The organism is Catellatospora methionotrophica (assembly GCF_011297335.1).
GTDB classification, from domain to species: Bacteria; Actinomycetota; Actinomycetes; order Mycobacteriales; family Micromonosporaceae; genus Catellatospora; species Catellatospora methionotrophica.
In genome coordinates this window covers 49232-66167 of sequence record NZ_JAAOTJ010000014.1, presented here as the reverse complement: position 1 = coordinate 66167, position 16936 = coordinate 49232, and the positions used below count along the sequence as shown (strand labels likewise).

General features: G+C 73.0%; 17 protein-coding genes. 11 read left to right on the top strand and 6 right to left on the bottom strand.

Going from position 1 to position 16936, the window contains the following annotated elements; translation table 11 throughout:
* The first annotated feature begins 84 nt into the window (after positions 1-84).
* Positions 85-1197, top strand: a complete 1113-nt coding sequence (locus HAV40_RS26420) for a coiled-coil domain-containing protein (RefSeq protein ID WP_166385833.1) — start codon at positions 85-87, stop codon at positions 1195-1197.
* Positions 1198-1222: 25 nt separating this feature from the next.
* Here HAV40_RS26420 and HAV40_RS26415 read toward each other — a convergent pair whose 3' ends face one another.
* Positions 1223-2491, bottom strand: coding sequence for an NsdA family TPR-like regulatory protein (locus HAV40_RS26415; RefSeq protein ID WP_239086943.1), 1269 nt, complete (start codon positions 2489-2491; stop codon positions 1223-1225).
* Between the two features lie 181 nt (positions 2492-2672).
* Here HAV40_RS26415 and HAV40_RS26410 point away from each other — a divergent pair, with 181 nt between their 5' ends.
* The 5 genes from HAV40_RS26410 (at position 2673) to HAV40_RS26390 (ending at position 6143) form a co-directional block, all read left to right on the top strand.
* Positions 2673-2840 (top strand): hypothetical protein, encoded by a 168-nt coding sequence (locus tag HAV40_RS26410; RefSeq protein ID WP_166385831.1) that lies wholly within the window; start codon positions 2673-2675, stop codon positions 2838-2840.
* A gap of 117 nt (positions 2841-2957) precedes the next feature.
* Positions 2958-3929 carry a hypothetical protein gene (locus tag HAV40_RS26405; RefSeq protein WP_239086942.1) on the top strand — a complete coding sequence of 324 codons (972 nt, stop codon included), beginning with the start codon at positions 2958-2960 and terminating at the stop codon, positions 3927-3929.
* Between the two features lie 10 nt (positions 3930-3939).
* Positions 3940-5073: a sensor histidine kinase gene (locus tag HAV40_RS26400; RefSeq protein WP_166385829.1), complete on the top strand. Its 1134-nt coding sequence runs from the start codon at positions 3940-3942 to the stop codon at positions 5071-5073.
* A complete protein-coding gene (locus HAV40_RS26395; RefSeq protein WP_166386059.1) occupies positions 5070-5711 on the top strand; it encodes a response regulator in 642 nt (213 codons plus the stop codon). Before HAV40_RS26400 ends, HAV40_RS26395 begins: the two co-directional genes overlap by 4 nt.
* A 9-nt stretch (positions 5712-5720) precedes the next feature.
* Positions 5721-6143, top strand: coding sequence for an NUDIX hydrolase (locus HAV40_RS26390; protein ID WP_166385827.1), 423 nt, complete (start codon positions 5721-5723; stop codon positions 6141-6143).
* Positions 6144-6153: 10 nt separating this feature from the next.
* On the opposite strand, the gene HAV40_RS26385 is transcribed toward HAV40_RS26390, so the two are convergent.
* Positions 6154-6609: a hypothetical protein gene (locus HAV40_RS26385; RefSeq protein ID WP_166385825.1), complete on the bottom strand. Its 456-nt coding sequence runs from the start codon at positions 6607-6609 to the stop codon at positions 6154-6156.
* Between the two features lie 54 nt (positions 6610-6663).
* Positions 6664-6849, bottom strand: a complete 186-nt coding sequence (locus HAV40_RS26380; protein WP_166385823.1) for a hypothetical protein — start codon at positions 6847-6849, stop codon at positions 6664-6666.
* Positions 6850-6917: 68 nt separating this feature from the next.
* Here HAV40_RS26380 and HAV40_RS26375 point away from each other — a divergent pair, with 68 nt between their 5' ends.
* The gene (locus HAV40_RS26375; protein ID WP_166385821.1) at positions 6918-8048 is read left to right on the top strand and encodes a Kelch repeat-containing protein; all 1131 of its coding nucleotides are present in this window, start codon (positions 6918-6920) and stop codon (positions 8046-8048) included.
* On the opposite strand, the gene HAV40_RS26370 is transcribed toward HAV40_RS26375, so the two are convergent.
* The 3 genes from HAV40_RS26370 to HAV40_RS26360 form a co-directional block, all read right to left on the bottom strand.
* On the bottom strand, positions 8045-8662 hold the full coding sequence (locus HAV40_RS26370; RefSeq protein ID WP_166385819.1) for a cysteine hydrolase family protein: 618 nt from the start codon (positions 8660-8662) through the stop codon (positions 8045-8047). The genes HAV40_RS26375 and HAV40_RS26370 overlap by 4 nt on opposite strands.
* A 157-nt stretch (positions 8663-8819) precedes the next feature.
* Positions 8820-9581 carry a hypothetical protein gene (locus HAV40_RS26365; protein ID WP_166385817.1) on the bottom strand — a complete coding sequence of 254 codons (762 nt, stop codon included), beginning with the start codon at positions 9579-9581 and terminating at the stop codon, positions 8820-8822.
* 115 nt (positions 9582-9696) lie between these two features.
* Positions 9697-10212 carry a DinB family protein gene (locus HAV40_RS26360; protein WP_166385815.1) on the bottom strand — a complete coding sequence of 172 codons (516 nt, stop codon included), beginning with the start codon at positions 10210-10212 and terminating at the stop codon, positions 9697-9699.
* A gap of 165 nt (positions 10213-10377) precedes the next feature.
* Here HAV40_RS26360 and HAV40_RS26355 point away from each other — a divergent pair, with 165 nt between their 5' ends.
* The 4 genes from HAV40_RS26355 (at position 10378) to HAV40_RS26340 (ending at position 16936) form a co-directional block, all read left to right on the top strand.
* Complete coding sequence (locus HAV40_RS26355; protein WP_166385813.1) at positions 10378-10740, top strand: hypothetical protein; 363 nt, start codon at positions 10378-10380, stop codon at positions 10738-10740.
* Between the two features lie 133 nt (positions 10741-10873).
* Positions 10874-13993: a discoidin domain-containing protein gene (locus HAV40_RS26350; RefSeq protein WP_166385811.1), complete on the top strand. Its 3120-nt coding sequence runs from the start codon at positions 10874-10876 to the stop codon at positions 13991-13993.
* Positions 13994-14240: 247 nt separating this feature from the next.
* Complete coding sequence (locus HAV40_RS26345; protein ID WP_166385809.1) at positions 14241-16523, top strand: sensor histidine kinase; 2283 nt, start codon at positions 14241-14243, stop codon at positions 16521-16523.
* Complete coding sequence (locus HAV40_RS26340) at positions 16523-16936, top strand: roadblock/LC7 domain-containing protein (protein WP_409365012.1); 414 nt, start codon at positions 16523-16525, stop codon at positions 16934-16936. Before HAV40_RS26345 ends, HAV40_RS26340 begins: the two co-directional genes overlap by 1 nt.

Genomic DNA, 16936 nt, shown 5'->3' with positions numbered 1-16936 from the left:
GGTTCAGCCGCCCGGTCCATCCGGCTCACCCGCGTGCACCGGGCTCTGGCCCCGGTGCGCAGCGGCGACTACGCTGCGCAGTTGATGTCCACACCGCACACCGAAGTGACGACCCGGCCTTGCGCGTACTGCGGCAAGCCGGTCACTCAGCGTGCCGCCGCCGGGCGGCCGTTCCGCTACTGCCGCGACAACGACGGGGCGTGCCAGTCCGCTGCCCGCAACAGCCGGCTGCGCCACCGCAACTCCCCCGGCCTGGCCGGGCAGGTCGCCAAGGCCTACGAGGTCGTCGAGCGGCTGGAGCAGGTCGCCGACACCCTCGCCGAAGCCCTGGAGGCCGAACTCTCGCCCACCGGTGTGGAACGCCAGCTCGCCGAGGCCCGCGCCGAGGCCGCCCGCCAGGTCGCGGACGCCCACACCGAGCGCGACGAGGCCCGCGACGAGGCCGAACGGGCCGCCCGCATCGCCCGCGACGCCCTCGACGCGGCCGCCCGCGCCACCACCGACGCCGAACGCCTGGTGCGCGAGGCTGACGAGCGCGCCGAGCAGAGCGTCCAGGCAGCTCACGCCGCCGCCGCGTCGGCGGTCGCCGCCGCCGAGGCCCGCGCCGCCGAACAGCGCGAACTCGCCGCGCAGGCCACCGCGGCGGCCGCCGGGTCCGCCCGTGCCGCCACGGCCGCGACCGCCGAACGCGACACGGCCCGGCGCGAGCAGTCCGCCGCCGAGGCGCTGCGGGCCGAGGCATACCACGACCGCGACGCCACCCGCGCCGCCGCCGACCAGGTGCAGGCCGCGTTCGACCTGGCCCGCGCCGCCGCCGAGGAGGCCGGGCGCGAGGCCGAGACATCCAGGGCCGAGCAGGTCCGCGCCGAGCAGCAGACCGCGACCGCCCAGGCCGAGACCGCGGCGGTACGCCAGGAGCAGGCACGGCAGCTGACGGCCCTGCGTGCCGAGCTCGCCGCGGCCCAGGGCTCGGCAGCGACCGCCGAAGCCGCGCGGACGGCAGCCGAGACCCTGGCACAGCAGCGGCAGACCGACGTCACCGTGCTGACCGTGCAGCGCGACGCCGCCGTCGCCGAGGCCGTCGCGCTGCGGAGCCGCGTCGACGAGCTGACCGGCCAGGTCGGACAGCTCGCCGGGACCCTCACCCAGCTCACCGCCCGCCTGACGATCCCCGCCCCGACCGAGGCGACCACCTGACAGGCTGAGCCCGACGCGGCTGTACTCAGCCTCGGGCGTTGGCGACGACCTCGGCACGGGCTCCGTCCACCGCCGCGAGGAAGGTCGTCGCCTGCGCCGCACCGGCGTAGCGGCCCTGAATCAGGCCCGTCAGTTCGTGGGAGACCAGCAGCAGCGAGGGTAGGGAGCGGCGGTCGCCGCCCAGCGCGTCCAGGCCGTGCGCGACCGCACTGTCCAGGTCGCCGCCACGTGCCGCCAGCACCCCCAGGGTCAGGCGCGCCTCGGCGAGCCGCATCGGGTGGCGTGCCGCCCCGTCCGCACCGGACGACGCCCGGATCACCTCGTCGGCGTACAGCCCGGCCCTGCGGTCGTCGCCCACCACCCGGTAGCCGTCCATCGCGTAGTAGTCGAACTTGGCGGGGTCCACGACGAAGTGGTTGTCGAGGTTGTCGGGGTGTGGTTGGCGTTCCAGCAGCGACCGGCCTTGTTCCAGGGCCTGTTCCACCTGGCGGCGGTCGCCCAGCCGTGCAGATGCCTTCGCTCGCTGTGCGGCCAACTGCACCGCCACGTCCCGGCCCGACGCGGCATTCTCGCCGCACTCGGCTGCGGTGATGGCCCCGCGCAGGTCGCCCTGGGTCAGTGCGTACCAGGCACGCATCTCGTAAGCCCAGCCGACGATGTCGGCGTTGCCTGACTCCTGGCCGAGGGACAGTGCCGCGCGGCGGGTCGCCTCGGCGCGGCCACGCTGGCCGATGTCGTACTCGACGCAGCCGGTCAGCAGCGCCACCCATCCCGCGAGAGTCAGCACCTCTTGATGCTGGGACAGGGTCAGCCGCCGGTCCAGCAGGCCGGTGATGCGCTGCAGCCATGCCCGGCTCTCGGCCAGCAGCCGTGCCGACGGCATGTACTGGTACGCGCAGCACAGCCGATCGGCGGTCAGGCGCACCGCTTCCAACGTCGCCGGTGACACGTCCGAGGCGCGCAGGCGGGCCAGCAGTTCGTGGGTGTCCATACCGGCGGTCCCGAGAACACCGGTATTGTCGTCGTTGCGATGCGGGCGTGGGAAGAACGCCCCGGTCACCGTCCCGAACGTCTGGGCGATCAGTGCCTTGTGGAAGCTGTCAGGCTCGGTGCCACCCGCCTCCCAACGCTTCCAGTTGCGCATCAGGCTGGACGGTTCGGGCAGGGGCCGGTCGGCGTGCGCTCGCAGCGCTCGTACGGCATCGGCTTGTGACCAGCCGCGGCCCAGCCGCTCAGCGCGCAGCCGCCTCGCCCATCCCGGCCGGTTATCGACGTCGGCCGCACCTTCGTCCATCAGGCCAGTATGCCCGCGACGGCCCCGACGGCGCATGGTGACAATCGCGTGTCCCCATGACGTGTCGCCCCGGTGACACCTGTCTTACCGGCGGAACCGGGCCGAAGCTCGACGGTGCGGGGTCGGGCCCCATGGCTCGCACCCCGTCCCGACCCGGCATCCGAATCCCACGGAGGTGGTCATGCACGTGCTCGATCTCATCGCCGGAATGGTCATCGGCGTGCTCTGCGGTCTGCTGATGTGCCGCCGACCGGTGTCCCGGACCGCCGGGGACGCGCCGTTGACGTGGTGTGGCAACTGCGGCCAGCCGACCGCTCCGCTGTGTCGCGCGCACAAGCACCCCGGCTGACCGAGGCGTCAGGCGGCCGGGCCTCCTCCGACAGCAGGAGGCCCGGCCAGTGGCAGGAGGACGGTCCGGGCTCGGAGCAGGAGGTTTCGGGCCGCCGGTGCCGCGAGTGTCGAGGGCATGAAACCTTTCTCGCGCACCACCGCCGTCCTGCGCACGGCCCTGCACGGCAGCCGCGCCCTCACCTGGCTGTCCGCCGTCATGGGTGTCCTGCTGCTCGTCGCCGTCGTCGGCCTGGTCGCCGACGGGCGCACCGTCGGCGGGCAGCCCACCTGGCTCAAACCGGCGAAGTTCGCCAGCTCGTTCATCGCCTACGGCCTCAGCCTGGCCTGGATGATCGGCCACCTGCGGCGCGGACGCCGAACCGCCCGCTGGGCGGCGTACGTCATCGTGGTCATGTCGGTGCTGGAGGTCGGGATCATCGTGTTCCAGGCCGCGCGCGGCAGGGCCAGCCACTACAACGAGGCGACGCCGCTGGACGAGGCGCTGTGGAACGCCATGGGTGCGACGATCGCGGTGCTGTGGGTCGCCACCGCCGTGCTGGCGGTACTGCTGTGGCGCGGCGGCATGCCGGACCGGACGAGCACCTGGGCCGTCCGGCTGGGCATGGTCCTGCTGCTGCTCGGGCTGCTGCAGGGGTTCACCATGGTGGTGCCCACGGCGGAGCAGCTGGCGCTCGACGAGCAGGGCGTCGAAACGCTGATGGGCGCGCACGCGGTCGGGGTGAGCGACGGCGGGCCCGGCATGCCGCTGACGGGCTGGAGCACCACCGGCGGCGATCTGCGGATCGGGCACTTCGTCGGCATGCACGGGCTGCAGGCGGTGCTGCTGTTCGCGATGCTGGTGCCGGCGCTGGTCGGCGACGTGGTGCGGCGCACCCGGCTGGTGGTGGTTTTCTCGTTCGCGTACGCGGGGCTGCTCGTGCTGGTGACCTGGCAGGCGCTGCGCGGTCAGCCGCTGCTCGCCCCGGACGCGCTGACGCTGGCGGTGGCGGGCGGGCTGCTGGCGGTGACCGCCGTGGCGGGTGTGCTCGCGGTCGCCCCGGCCGGGGGCATGGTCGCGGGGCCGTCACGGGTTCCGGTGTCCGGTTAGGATGGCCGCCATGCTGTGGGTGGGGCGGCTTTTCGAACAGCGGTACGCCGCGGTCCGCCTCACCGCCGTGGTCCTGACCGGCGTCGGCTACCTCACGCTGACGCCGGAGGGCCGGTCTATGGGCGCCGTCGACCTGGGCCTGGCGATCGGTGTGCTGCTGTTCGGGTATCTCGGGGTGCGGTGGCCGTTCGCCGCCGTGCTCAGCGCGGCCGCGGCCCTGGTGGTGGGCTGCTTCGCCGGCGGCGACGACGACTCGGTGCCGACGGTGGGGCTGGCCTGGGCGATGTTCGAGCTGGGCGCGCGCCGGGGCGGCTGGCGGGTGTGGGCGGGTCTCGTCCTCGGCCTGGCCGCGCACGTCGTGTCGGACCGGATCGAGTTCATCGCGACCCCGCAGACCGTGTTCTACGGTGCGGCCGCCGCGGTGGCCGCGCCGCTACTGCTGGGGCTGCACCTGCGGGCGCTGGGTGAGCTCAACCGGCAGGCCGCCGCCGTCGCGGCGCAGGAGCAGACGAGGGTACGCGCCGACGAGCGCACCAGCATCGCCCGCGAGCTGCACGACCTGGTGGCGCATCACGTCGCCTCGATCGTGCTGCGGGTCGCGGTCGCCCGCGACGTGCTGGCGGTGGACGATCCACGGGTGCGCCAGGTGCTCGACGATGTGCACACCACGGGCACCAGCGCCCTGGCCGACCTGCGCAAGCTGGTCGCCGTGCTGCGTGATCCGGGCACCGCCCAGCAGGTGTTCTTCGTGGAACCGCAGGGCCTGCCGGTGGCCCTGCGGGCGGCGGTCGAGCGCAGCAACGGCATCGGGCTCGACGTGCGGGCCGACATCGACCCTGAGGTGGTCCGGCTGGACGCGCGTACGGCGCTGGCACTGCTGCGCCTGACCCAGGAGGGCCTGGCCAACGTGGCCCGGCACGCGGGCACCGCCGCGCGGGCGCGCCTGTCGATCCGGCTCGGCGGTGACCATGTCGTGTTCGACCTGCACGACTTCGGCGGGCCGGCGTCGCCGGGCACGGCCGGTGGCGGGCACGGGCTGGTCGGCCTGCGCGAGCGGGTCGAGGTGCTGGGCGGCAGCCTGCGGGCGGGCCCGGCCGACGCCGGGTGGCTGCTGTCGGCGTCGCTGCCGAGGGCCGCCGCGTGATCCGGGTGCTGCTCGTGGACGACCAGCAGCTCATCCGGGCGGGGCTGCGGATGCTGTGCGAGTCGGTGGCGGACATGCAGGTCGTCGGCGAGGCCGCGGACGGCGCTGCGGCGGTGCGGCTGGCCGAGCAGCTGCATCCCGACGTGGTCCTGATGGACCTGCGCATGCCGGGCGTCGACGGCACGACGGCGACGGCCCGCATCCTGGCGCAGCGGCCGTCGGCGCGGGTGCTGGTGCTGACGACGTTCGACGACGACGACCACCTGTATCCGGCGCTGGCGGCTGGCGCGTGCGGGTTCCTGGTCAAGGACGCGAGCCCGGACGAGCTGCTGGACGGGGTGCGCCGGGCGGCCGCGGGCGACAGCCCGTTCAGCCCGGCGGTGCTGCGCCGCCTCGTCGCGCAGGCCGTACGCCACCAGCAGAAGCCCGTGGCCGTGCCCGCCCTGCCCGGCGTGACCGAGCGCGAGCGCGAGGTGCTGGCGCTGGTCGGCCAGGGCATGTCCAACCCGGAGATCGCCGCCCGGCTGCACCTCGGCGTGACCACCGTCAAGACACACGTGGCGAACCTGATGACCAAGACCGGGAGCGCCAACCGCGTACAGCTGGCCGTGCACGCCGCGAACGCGGCCAGCGGTTAGGTTCCAGGAGTGACCTCCATCAGAAACATCGCGCTCGCCGTGCCCCGGCGCGGCGACGACGTGCTTGTGTTCCGCGGCTACGACCACACCCGGGAACACACCTTCTACCGGCCGCTGGGCGGTGGCATCGAGTTCGGCGAGACCGCCGCGCAGGCACTGCACCGGGAGCTGCGCGAGGAGCTGGACGTCGAACTGACCGGGGTGCGGCTGCTCGGCGTGCTGGAGAACCTGTTCCACGCCTTCGACCGGCAGGGCCACGAGATCGTGTTCGTGTTCGCGTGCGACCTGGCCGACCGCTCGCTGTACGAGCGGGACCACGTCGGCGACATCCTCGACGACCCGGGCACACCGGTGATGTGGCGGCCGCTGGGCGGCTTCGACGACACGACCCCGCTCTACCCGTCCGGACTGGCGGACCTCCTCGGGCGATGAACGGCGACGCCTAATCCAGTAGCCAGTCGCGCAGCTGGCTGCCGTACGGGGTGAGCATGAGCAGGGCGGTCGCGACGCACAGCACCGTGCCGGTGAGCAGGTTCGCCTTCGCGCCACGGCTGAGGCCGTCCCGCTGACCGGCGTACTGGACGAAGCCGATCAGCGCGGCGATGAAGCCGAGCACGACGATCAGCGAGGTCATCACGATCCACCGGCAGATCTCCACCAGCCAGGCCAGCGGGTTCCACACCGAGTCCGGGCCGATCGGCGGGTTCCAGTCCTTCGGGTCGCCGTAGCGCTCCAGGCCCGGGTCGGCCAGACCGGCCCAGTCGCCGGTGCCGGCCGCCGCCGCGAGTAGCAGCGACACCGCCCCGAGCAGGAAGACCGCGACGATCGCGTACTGGAACCACCCGGTGAGGTGCGGGCCGCGGCGGGTCCGCGCGGCGTCCGGCGACTGCACATCCATCCGCGCGAGGCTACGCCACCTCCGGCGAGCGTGCTGACCGCGGTCCGGCGCGGATCAGTCGAAGTCGAAGATCGAGTTCTTGTCGTAGAAGTGCAGGATGTAGCGACAGCTCCGGCAGATCAGCAGCGTCATCCGGTGCGAGGTCAACCCCCACCGGCTGTCGAGGCGTCCCACCTCCTGCTGAAATTCGGCGCCCTTGCACAGCGGGCAGCGCAGCACGGGGATCTCCGAGGTCGTCATGTTCCGGCACGATAGTCAGCGGCGTCCACCGCCGGAACCATCGGCCTCATCGGAGGGTCCAACCACCCATGCGCCGTACCGTCACCGCTTTCGCCGCTCTGCTCGTGCTGGCGTCCTGTTCGGCACAGCCGTCGCCGGTCGAGCCGCCGTCGGCGGCCGTGCCGGGCTGGCGGGAACTGCCGGGGTCGCCGCTGAGCCCGCGGGCCATGGCGCTCGGGCTGTGGACCGGGCGCGAGGCGCTGCTGATCGGTGGGGCGGACCAGCCGTGCCCGCCCGGTGCGGACTGCGCGGGCGATCCCAGCCCGCTGCTGGCCGCCGCCGCGGTCGACCCGGACAGCGGCCGGTGGCGGGTGCTCGCCGAGCCGCCCGTGGCGCTGCGCTGGATGCAGGGCGCGGTCGTCGGCGGCATCGCGTACGTGCAGGGCGGCACGGTCGGCGGCGAGCAGGCGCTGCTGGCGTACGACATCGCCGCCGACCGGTGGGAGCGGGCCGCGCTGCCCGCCTCCGGGGTGACTCTCGTGGCGGGCGGCGACCTGCTGTTCGCGGTGCGGGGCAGCGAGGAGACCACGCCCGGACCCGACTACCGCTATGCGCCGTCGACCCGGAGCTGGAGCGAGTTGCCCGCCGACCCGCTGGGGGCGGGTTTCGACCGGTCGATGGCGTGGACGGGGAAGCACCTGGTGCTGTTCGACCACGAGCTCGTGCCGAACCCGGGCGCGGACGGGCCGCCGGTCACCCGCGCGGCGGTGTTCGACCCGCGCGGGGGCACCTGGCGACGGCTGCCTGACTCGCAGCAGCTGGCCACCGGCCCGTGGCTGGTCGAGGGCGGCAAGCTCATCGCGCCGGCGCTGGGCGGCGCGGACGGCGGCTCGGTCGGGAACTGGGGACGCACCTACGCCAACGGCGGCGTGCTCGACCCGGCCACCGGCACCTGGTCGGCGCTGCCGAACGCGCCCGGCGGCTGGCATGCCAGCGCGTTCGGCACGACCTCGGCGGTGTACGCCGACCGGCCCGGCCCGGTCCTGAACGCCGTGACCGGGCAGTGGGGAGTGATTCCTCCCCTGCCGCAGGACGACGTCAGCGACAGCACGGTCGTCGCCGCGGGCAACCGGCTGCTCGTCTTCGGGGGCGCTTCCTGGCCCAAGGAGGGCAAGGCCGAACTGAGCTCACGCGCCTGGCTGTGGACGCCGCAGGGCTAGGTCGCCAGGGCCGTGACCAGGCTCGCGGTGTCGGTGATCTCGTTGGCGACGGTGGGTCCGTTGATCTCGTGGGCGGCGTGCATCGCCTCGAAGCTGAACGCCGCGGTCGCGTCGCGGACCAGGGTGATGTGGTAGCCCGCCTCCATGCCGAACCGGGCCGTCGACTCGACACAGGTGTTGGCGATCAGCCCGATCAGGATCAGTTTGCTGACGCCGTGCTGTTTGAGCTGCACGTCCAGGTCGGTGTTGGCGAAGCCGCTCTGCGCCCAGTGCTCGTGCAGGATGACGTCACCGGGCTGCGGTTCGAAGTCGGGGTGCCACTGCCCGCCCCAGCTGCCTTTCGCGAACAGCTGGATGCCCGCCGCGCGCAGCAGGTACGGCGTGGCGTTGCGCCACTGCTCGTAGTCGCCGGGCCGCCACCGGCGGTGCCGGGAGTAGAAGATCTGGATCCCGGCGGCCCGCGCGGCGGACATCAGCTGCCGCATGTGCTCGATCAGGCCGACCGCCTCGGCGACCTCCTGGAGCTGCGGCCAGCGTTTGCCGCCCTCGCTGATGAAGTCGTTGTACGGGTCCGTGATGATCAGGCCCGTGGACGCCGGTTCGTAGGTGACCATGCTCTCCCCCGAAAGCGCAGACCACCCGAGCGTACGCCGCCCCGGTCCCGCCCACTCGGTTTCCGTGGTGCACGGCTCACCGTCGGGCAGGACCGCCGGTCACGGCGGCCTGGCTCCGGAGTGGACCGATCGGGCGGCGCTGCCCGACGGTCCGGCCTCAGTGGGCGGCCGGGACGGTGGCCACCGGGTACGGCGCATCGCGCAGCAGCCCGTTCAGCAGCGGCCAGGCCGCGTCCCCGCGCCGGCCCGGGGTGCGCAGCACGGCGATCCCGGCCGGTGTCCGGGTCAGCCCGGCCCGTCCCTGCTGGTACACCTCGACTGACGGGTGCCGGTCGGCGGCCCGCACGACGGCGTCGGCGAACTCCCCCGTCGCCGGGCCGAGGTCGCAGGCGAGCACGGGCACGCCGCGGGCCGACGCCTGCGCCATGGCGAACTCGGCCGCGTCGCCCGGCGCGTCCGCGCCGACGAGCAGGACCGGCGCGGCCGGGTCTGTGCTGCTCCCGTCGGGCACGCTGAGCACCGGGCAGCCGGCCCGCCCGGCCAGCCGGGTCGTGGCGTCCGGGTGGGCGGTGTCGCGGCCGGTCACCAGCATGGCCGCGTCGCCTGCCTCCCGCAGCATCGCACGCGGCAGCGAGCGGGCCGTGCCGTACAGGTCGACGGCGGTGCCGGGGTGATCGTGGCGCAGCCTCGCGACGGCCTCGCGGGCGAGCTCGGCGGCCGGATCGTCGTCGTCGAAGGCGGCGGGCGGGCACACGCCCATCGCGAGGTGGCTGGTCCACACGGGCACCGCGCGCCGCACCAGCACCCGCAGCCCCGTGTGTCGCACCGCGGCCTGGTCGGCGGCCATGCCGAGCGCCGCCATGTCACCGGTGTCGTATCCCGCGACGACGGGCTTCGCCGATGTCTGAGTGGCAGTCATGGGCTTCTCCCTTCCGTGGGTAAGCCCGCAACCCTGCCCAATCGACATTTCGGGCATGTTACGCAGCCACGACATGTGCGCTACGCCTGGTCACACCGGCCGCAGGGGTAGCCGGTCATCCCATGGTGCGCTGGCCGTCGAGCGTTTCGCGGATGATGTCTGCGTGCCCGGCGTGCTGGGACGTCTCGGCGATCAGGTGCAGCGCGACCCGGCGCACCGACCAGCGTGCGCCCGGCTCGAACCAGGGGGCCTCCGGCAGCGGGTACGCGGCGTCGAGGTCGAGGGTGGTCAGCAGCTCGTCGGTGTGACGCGCCACCTCCTCGTACGACTTCAGCAGGCCCTCGACCGTCTCACCGGCGGTCATCCTGAAGCCGTCGGCCCAGTCGACCTCGCCGCCGTCACCGGCACCCATGCCGGAGGCCCCGCCGACCGCGAACTGCATCCACTGCTTCTCCGTCGCGGTGACGTGCTTGATCAGGCCGCCGACGCTGAGCGCGCTCGCGGTCGGGGTGGCCGAGGCCTGCTCGTCGCTGAGGTTCTGCGCGGTGTACCGGAGGAAGAAGCGGTGCTTGCCCAGCGTCTCCAGCAGGTCGGCGCGCTCGCCGGTCACGGTCTTGGCGGATTCGGACATGATGCTGACCCCCATCGTTGCGGCTGCTACGGCCCCACCATAGGGGTGGCGGCCGACAAAACAGGGCAGGCTGCCACCCGTCGGCACGATGGCTGGCAGTGATGTCCCGATTGCAACGGGTAGAGGGGGTTTCGCACCGGCTCCGACCCCGTTACCCTCCACCGAATGACTGTCTCAGTGCGACGTTTGGCCGTACTCGTACACGCCCTTTTGGTCATTCCGCTGGTCGCGGTATTCGTGGTGGCCGGTTCCGGCCAGACCACCGGCGGCGGCTCCGGGTGGGGCACCGTATTGCTCAGCATCCCGGTGCTGCTTGCCGGCGCACCATGGAGCATCCTCACCGCGCAGTTCACCGAGGGCGCCTCGCCCGGGGTGTTCGAGTTCCTGATCGCGTTCCCGGCACTGCTCAACCTGGCCCTGCACGTGGGCATCAGCGAGCACCTGGCGCGCAAGCGCGCCGCCGACGAGGCACTCGACACGCGCCCGGCCCGCACTCCGGCGAACAGGGTGAGCGCGGCGATCCGCTGACGGCACCAGGGTTGACTAATCGGGTTGTTTCGATGAGTCTGTCGGGAGAGCGCTCTCCAGCAGGTCCCGCCGAATCGTGGCCGTCCCCCACCCGGCTGGGCCTGTCCCGTCCCGTCTCCATCAGGAGCAGCCCATGTCGCTCAGAACCTCCCTCCGGCTGCCGTGGCGCAGCCGCGCGCGCCTGGCGGCGGCCGTCGCCGTCGTGCTCGCACTGCTCGCACAGTCCCTGGCCGGGGTGCCCGCGCAGGCCGCCGGTCCGCTGATCTCGCAGGGCAAGGCGGTGCTCGCCTCGTCCGCCGAGGGCGCGGGCACACCGGCCACGGCCGCGGTCGACGGCGACCCCGGCACCCGCTGGTCCAGCGTGTTCAGCGATCCGCAGTGGATCCGCGTCGACCTCGGCGCGACCGCGGCGATCGACCAGGTGAAGCTGGTCTGGGAGGCGGCGTACGCGACCGGTTTCCAGATCCAGACCTCGCCGGACGGCAACACCTGGACGAACATCTACACGACCACCACGGGCACCGGCGGCACGCAGACCCTCGCCGTGACCGGCAGCGGCCGCTACGTGCGCATGTACGGCACGGCCCGCGCGAACGGCTACGGCTACTCGCTGTGGGAGTTCCAGGTGTTCGGCGTCATCGGCGGCCAGCCCAGCCCGAGCCCGAGCGCCAGCCCGAGCCCGAACCCGAACCCGGGAGGCACGCCGATCTCGGAGTTCAAGAAGGTCGAGGCCTCGTCGTACGAGGGCGGCAACGCCCCCGCCGCCGCTCTCGACGGCCGCACCACGACCCGCTGGTCCAGCCAGTTCAGCGACCCGCAGTGGATCCGGATCGACTTCGGCGGGGCCGCGACGATCTCGAAGGTCGTGCTCCACTGGGAGTCCGCGTTCGCCCGCGGCTACCGGATCGAGACGTCCAACGACGCGGCCACCTGGACCGTGATCCATTCGACGACCACCGGCCCCGGCGGCACCGAAACGCTCAACATCAGCGGCAGCGGCCGCTACCTGCGCCTGTACGGCACCGCACGGGCCACCGGCTACGGCTACTCGCTGTGGGAGCTGCAGGTGTTCGGCACCGTCAGCACGTCGTCGAGCACCCCGCCGATGCTGTCCGGCCCGACCCGTCCCCCGGCCACGACCGGCCAGTTCGCGCTGACCGGCCCCGCCGACGCGGCCATGGTCACCGCCACCCGGCGTCCGGCGCTGAGCTGGAACGCGGTCGGCGGCGCGGCCCGCTACCAGGTGTGGATCAACATCAGCCGCACCGACTACGACTTCACCCAGCCGGGCAAACTCATCGACCTGTACACCAAGGTCGCCGAACCGACCGGCACCACCTACACCCCCACCTGGGACCTGCAGGACCGGTGGACCTACCAGTGGTACGTGGTGGCGGTCAACGGCTCCGGCGGCACCCTGCAGGTGTCGAACATCCGCCGGTTCAGCGTCTACCTGCCGGTGCTGGAGAACGTCGCCGACGGCGTCAACGTCGTCAACGGCAGCCGGGACCTGAACAAGAACGGCACGATCGAGCCGTACGAGGACTGGCGGCAGCCGGTCGAGACGCGGGTCGACGATCTCCTCGGGCGCATGACGCTGGAGGAGAAGGCGTACCAGATGTTCTACAACGCCCAGACCTTCAACCGGTCGGGCTGGCACTTCGGCCCGGCGGAAGGCCCGGACCTGCACAACTTCCTGACGTCGTCGGCGGCGACGCGGCTGGGCATCCCGTTCGTGTCGGCGGGCGACACCATCCACGGCTACAAGACGACCTACCCGACGCAGAGCGCACTGGCCGCGACCAGGGACTATCCGCTGGCGTACAAGCTGGGCGACATGCAGCGGCGCGAACAGCTGGAGGTCGGCACCCGCGGGGTGCTCGGGCCGCTGGCCGAGGTCGGCACGAAGGTGCTCTACCCGCGCATCCAGGAGGGCAACGGCGAGAACGCCGACGTCGCCGCCGCGCAGGTGCGGGCCCTGGTGGCCGGGCTGCAGGGCGGGCCGGAGCTGAACCCGGCGTCGGTGCTGGCCACGGTCAAGCACTGGCCGGGTGAGGGCGCGGGCGGTGAGGCGCTGATCGTGTACGACGCGGTCACGATCAAGTACCACATGATCCCGTTCCGGGCGGCGATGGAGGCCGGTGCGGTCAACATCATGCCGGGGTACGCGGGCAGCTCGCTGCTCGACCCGGGCGGCCCGGGAGCCGGGGACAGCGCGCCGATCCTGGCGTACCTGCGCAACAACCTCGGGTTCACCGGTCTGATCACGACCGACTGGCTGCCCTCGGGCTCCTGGGTCGGGGCGGCCAAGGCCGGTTCGGACGTGATGGGCGGGGCGGACCCCGGTGCGCCCGGCTACTCCATCGCCACGTTCACCGCCGGGGTCCCGGCGGCCCGGATCGACGACGCGGTGCGGCGCGTGCTGCGGCTGAAGTTCCAGCTCGGCGTGTTCGAGGCGCCGTACGGCGACCCGGTCAACGGGCCGTACCGGATGCATCAGCCGACGTACACGGCGCTGGCCAACCAGGCCTCGCGGGAGGCGATGACGCTGCTGAAGAACAACGGGGTGCTGCCGCTGCGGCTCAACCGGGGCGACAACATCGTGGTGGCCGGGCCGCGTGCCGCCGACGCGCTGGCGTGCTGCATCTGGACCAGCTACTTCCATCAGGAGTACGGGTCGAAGAACATGATCGACGCGATCCGGGCCAGGGCGGCGACCGCCGGGGTGAACGTCTACGCCGACACCGGTCCCACGCCGAAGGTGGCCGTCGTCGCCGTCGGCGAGGGCTCCTACACCCACGCCACCAGCTGGGTCAAGGAGCAGCCGTACCTGCCCGCCGACCAGCTCGCGATCATCCAGAACTTCCGCAACCAGAACATCCCGGTCGTGGTCGTGCTGGTGATGCCGAGGCCGTACGTCATCACCGAGTGGGACGGGCTGGCCGGGGCGACAGTGGTCACCTACCGCGGCGGTGAGGAGATGGGCCCGGCGCTGGCGTCGCTGCTGTTCGGCGACTACGCGCCCAGCGGGAAGCTGCCGTGGCAGCTGCCCCGGGCGCTGACCGACGTGCTGCGGCCGGGCGGCACCGACGTGCCCGCCGACGCGACCGAGGCCTGGGACCTGCCGTACGACCTGGGCGCTACGGCGGCCCAGCGTAACGAGATCCGGGCGCGGATCGACGCCGGGCAGCCGGTGCCGACCACGTACGGCAACCCGCTCTACCCGTACGGAGCCGGTAGAACCGGCTGGTGAACGCATTACCGGACGGCCGCCCCGCGACACGGGGGCGGCCGTCCGGCCGTGTCCGTGGCCGGATCGGGTGATCACGAGTCGGCCTCACGGCTGAGCTTGCGGACCGTCGCACGCGGTGTGCGACCTGCGCGTAACCGGCGTTGCTACAACGAGTCGCGACTTCACGTGAACCCCTGTCGCGCCCTGTTCACCGCGGGACGCGAGCACCGCCGTCCACCCCCACAGCGTCCTCTCCCGAGCGGGTGCCATGCACGATTCCGACCCCCGACCACCCCGCAACCCCGGCCTGCGTAACAAGATCTTCGCCGTGCTCGCCTCGCTTGTGGCGCTGTGGGCGTTCGCCGCGTACGTCACCGTGGGCCAGGGGCTCAGCCTGGTCTGGCTGGCCGCGCTGGAGCAGCAGGTCGCCAAGCCGACCGAATCGCTCATCGCGGCGATCCAGGCCGAGCGCCGCGAGTCGGTCACGTTCGCCGCGTCCGGCGTCGCCGCCGACCGGGCCGCGCTCGACGCCGCCCGCACCGGCACCGACCAGGCGGTGAGCAGCCTGCGCGGCGCGCTGGAGGGCACGGTGGCGCGGTGGTCGACCAGCGAGGCCAGCGACGCCCGGCTGGCCGACCTGCTCGGCGCGCTCGACGGGCTGCCCGGACGACGCCTGGAACTGGACCGCGGCGGCCTGGACCGGGTCCGCGCCAACGCCTACTTCACCCATCTCGCCCAGCTCGGCTTCGACGTGTACGGCACGTACACCGCCTGGGACGACTCGGACGTCATCTTCCACACCTCGACGCTGGTGCTGCTCACCCACTCCCAGGAGATGATCTCCCGCGAGGACGCGGTGCTGTCGGGTGTGCTCGGCGAGGGACGGTTCACCGACGCCGACCGGGCCGCGTTCACCGAGCTGGTCGGCGCGCAGAAGTACCTGTCGACGCAGGTCGCCGAGCGGCTGCCGGAGCCCGACAAGGGCCAGTACCTGGCGCTGCTGAGCAGCCCGCAGATGACCGCGCTGCAGTCGCTGGAGAACCAGGTGATGCGGGCGCCACCGGGCGCGGTCCCGCTGCTCGACGCCGCGTCGTGGCGGGGCGCGGTCACCGGGGCCATCGACGCGCTGCGCACGCTGGTGCTCGACCTGGCCGACCAGACCGTGGTCCGGTTCCGTCCCGCGATGATCGGCATCGTGGTGCAGCTGGTGCTGGCCGCCGGGCTCGGGCTCATCGCGGTGGTGCTGTCGATCCGGTTCACCATCCGGTCGCTGCGCTCGCTGCAGACCCAGCTGTCGCAGCTGCGGGCCGCCGCGCTGGACCTGGCGCACGTACGGCTGCCGCGGGTCGTGGAGCGGCTGCGGGTCGGCGAGCAGGTCGACGTCGGCCGGGCCGCGCCGCCGCTGGCGTTCGGCGACGACGACATCGGGCAGGTCGGCCGGGCGTTCGACGTGGTGCAGCAGACTGCCATCCAGGCGACCGTCGACCAGGCGGAGCTGCGGCGCGGCGTACGCGATGTGTTCCTGAGCCTGGCGCACCGCATCCAGACGCTGGTGCACCGGCAGCTGAAGATGATCGACCTCATGGAGCGGCAGGCCGCCACCGACGAGGAGCTGGCCAAACTGTTCCAGATCGACCACCTGGCGACCCGGATGCGGCGCAACGCGGAGAACCTGGTGGTGCTGTCCGGTGTACCGGCCAGCCGCACCTACCGGGCCGCGGTGCCGATGGTGGACGTGCTGCGCGGCGCGCTGGCCGAGGTCGAGGACTACCCGCGGGTGCGGCTGCGTGCCGCAGAGCCGGCCGCGCTCGCGGGTCACGCCGCTGGTGACGTCATCCACCTGCTGGCGGAGCTGATGGAGAACGCGGTGTCGTTCTCGCCGCCGCACACCGAGGTCGACGTGACCGGCCGCGCCGTGCCCGGCGGCTACCTGGTCGAGATCGGCGACCGCGGCCTGGGCATGACCGACCTGGACCTGCAGGACGCGAACCTGCAGCTGGCCGACCCGCCCGACTTCCCCCTGGAGGGCGCGGCCCGGCTGGGCTTCTACGTGGTCGGGCGGCTCGCGCAGCGCTACCAGCTCGTGGTGCAGCTGCGGCGCTCGCCGCACGACGGCGTGACCGCCGCGGTGGTGATCCCGGCCGAGCTGATCGCCCGGACCGCCCCGGAGGTCGGCGACCGCCCCCGCGAGCGGCTGCTGGCCACGGTCGCCGCGGCGGCCGCGCTCAACCCGGCCCGCCTGCCCGCCGGGCAGCCGACCGGCACCGGCCCGGCGGCGGGCGCGCCGCAGCCGGCGGGCGGCGGCGAGACCCCGATGACGCCCGCCGGGCTGCCGTGGCGCGAGAAGCGGCCCAAACGCGTCGTGCCCCGTCCGCGCGACCTGGCCGAAGCCGACCAGCAGGCCGTCTCGGCGTTCCCGAACGGCCGTGAGCCGCAGGAGGTCAGCCGCTTCCTGGCGGCGTACGCCGACGGCGCGCGGCAGGCCAGGGCGCAGACCGCACTGACCGCACAGTCCCCGATCGCAGCACAGCCGGAAGGACACTCATCGTGATGGAGAAGACCGCAGCGACCGTCGACCTCGCGTGGCTCGTGGACGACCTGGTCCACCGGGTCGTGGAGGCCAGGTACGCCATCATCCTGTCCACCGACGGGCTGCTCATCGCCGCCTCGGCGGGGCTGGCCACGCCGGACGCCGAGCACCTGGCGGCGGCCGCAGCCGGGATGAGCAGCCTCGCCCGGGGCGCGGGCCGGCACTTCGGCGACAGCGTGGTGCGCCGCACCATGATCGAGTTCGGGACGGGTTACCTGTTCGTCACGTCGGCCGGCAACGGCGCCTGCCTGGCCGTGGTGTGCGGCAGCGACATCGACGTGGGCGTCGCCGCGTACGAGATGGAGATGCTGGTGGTCCGGGTGGGCCAGTACATCACCACACCGGTCCGCCAGCCCGCCGCGGCGCAGGGCTGA

What these genes read in the sequence shown, in the direction of transcription:
- HAV40_RS26410 (WP_166385831.1), top strand. Translation starts at nt 2,673, where the DNA reads ATGCACGTGCTCGATCTCATCGCCGGAATGGTCATCGGCGTGCTCTGC.
- HAV40_RS26350 (WP_166385811.1), top strand. Translation starts at nt 10,874, where the DNA reads ATGTCGCTCAGAACCTCCCTCCGGCTGCCGTGGCGCAGCCGCGCGCGC.
- HAV40_RS26340 (WP_409365012.1), top strand. Translation starts at nt 16,523, where the DNA reads ATGGAGAAGACCGCAGCGACCGTCGACCTCGCGTGGCTCGTGGACGAC.
- HAV40_RS26415 (WP_239086943.1), bottom strand. Translation starts at nt 2,491, where the DNA reads ATGGACGAAGGTGCGGCCGACGTCGATAACCGGCCGGGATGGGCGAGG.
- HAV40_RS26375 (WP_166385821.1), top strand. Translation starts at nt 6,918, where the DNA reads ATGCGCCGTACCGTCACCGCTTTCGCCGCTCTGCTCGTGCTGGCGTCC.
- HAV40_RS26420 (WP_166385833.1), top strand. Translation starts at nt 85, where the DNA reads ATGTCCACACCGCACACCGAAGTGACGACCCGGCCTTGCGCGTACTGC.
- HAV40_RS26345 (WP_166385809.1), top strand. Translation starts at nt 14,241, where the DNA reads ATGCACGATTCCGACCCCCGACCACCCCGCAACCCCGGCCTGCGTAAC.
- HAV40_RS26355 (WP_166385813.1), top strand. Translation starts at nt 10,378, where the DNA reads ATGACTGTCTCAGTGCGACGTTTGGCCGTACTCGTACACGCCCTTTTG.
- HAV40_RS26400 (WP_166385829.1), top strand. Translation starts at nt 3,940, where the DNA reads ATGCTGTGGGTGGGGCGGCTTTTCGAACAGCGGTACGCCGCGGTCCGC.
- HAV40_RS26385 (WP_166385825.1), bottom strand. Translation starts at nt 6,609, where the DNA reads ATGGATGTGCAGTCGCCGGACGCCGCGCGGACCCGCCGCGGCCCGCAC.
- HAV40_RS26380 (WP_166385823.1), bottom strand. Translation starts at nt 6,849, where the DNA reads ATGACGACCTCGGAGATCCCCGTGCTGCGCTGCCCGCTGTGCAAGGGC.
- HAV40_RS26365 (WP_166385817.1), bottom strand. Translation starts at nt 9,581, where the DNA reads ATGACTGCCACTCAGACATCGGCGAAGCCCGTCGTCGCGGGATACGAC.
- HAV40_RS26405 (WP_239086942.1), top strand. Translation starts at nt 2,958, where the DNA reads ATGAAACCTTTCTCGCGCACCACCGCCGTCCTGCGCACGGCCCTGCAC.
- HAV40_RS26370 (WP_166385819.1), bottom strand. Translation starts at nt 8,662, where the DNA reads ATGGTCACCTACGAACCGGCGTCCACGGGCCTGATCATCACGGACCCG.
- HAV40_RS26360 (WP_166385815.1), bottom strand. Translation starts at nt 10,212, where the DNA reads ATGTCCGAATCCGCCAAGACCGTGACCGGCGAGCGCGCCGACCTGCTG.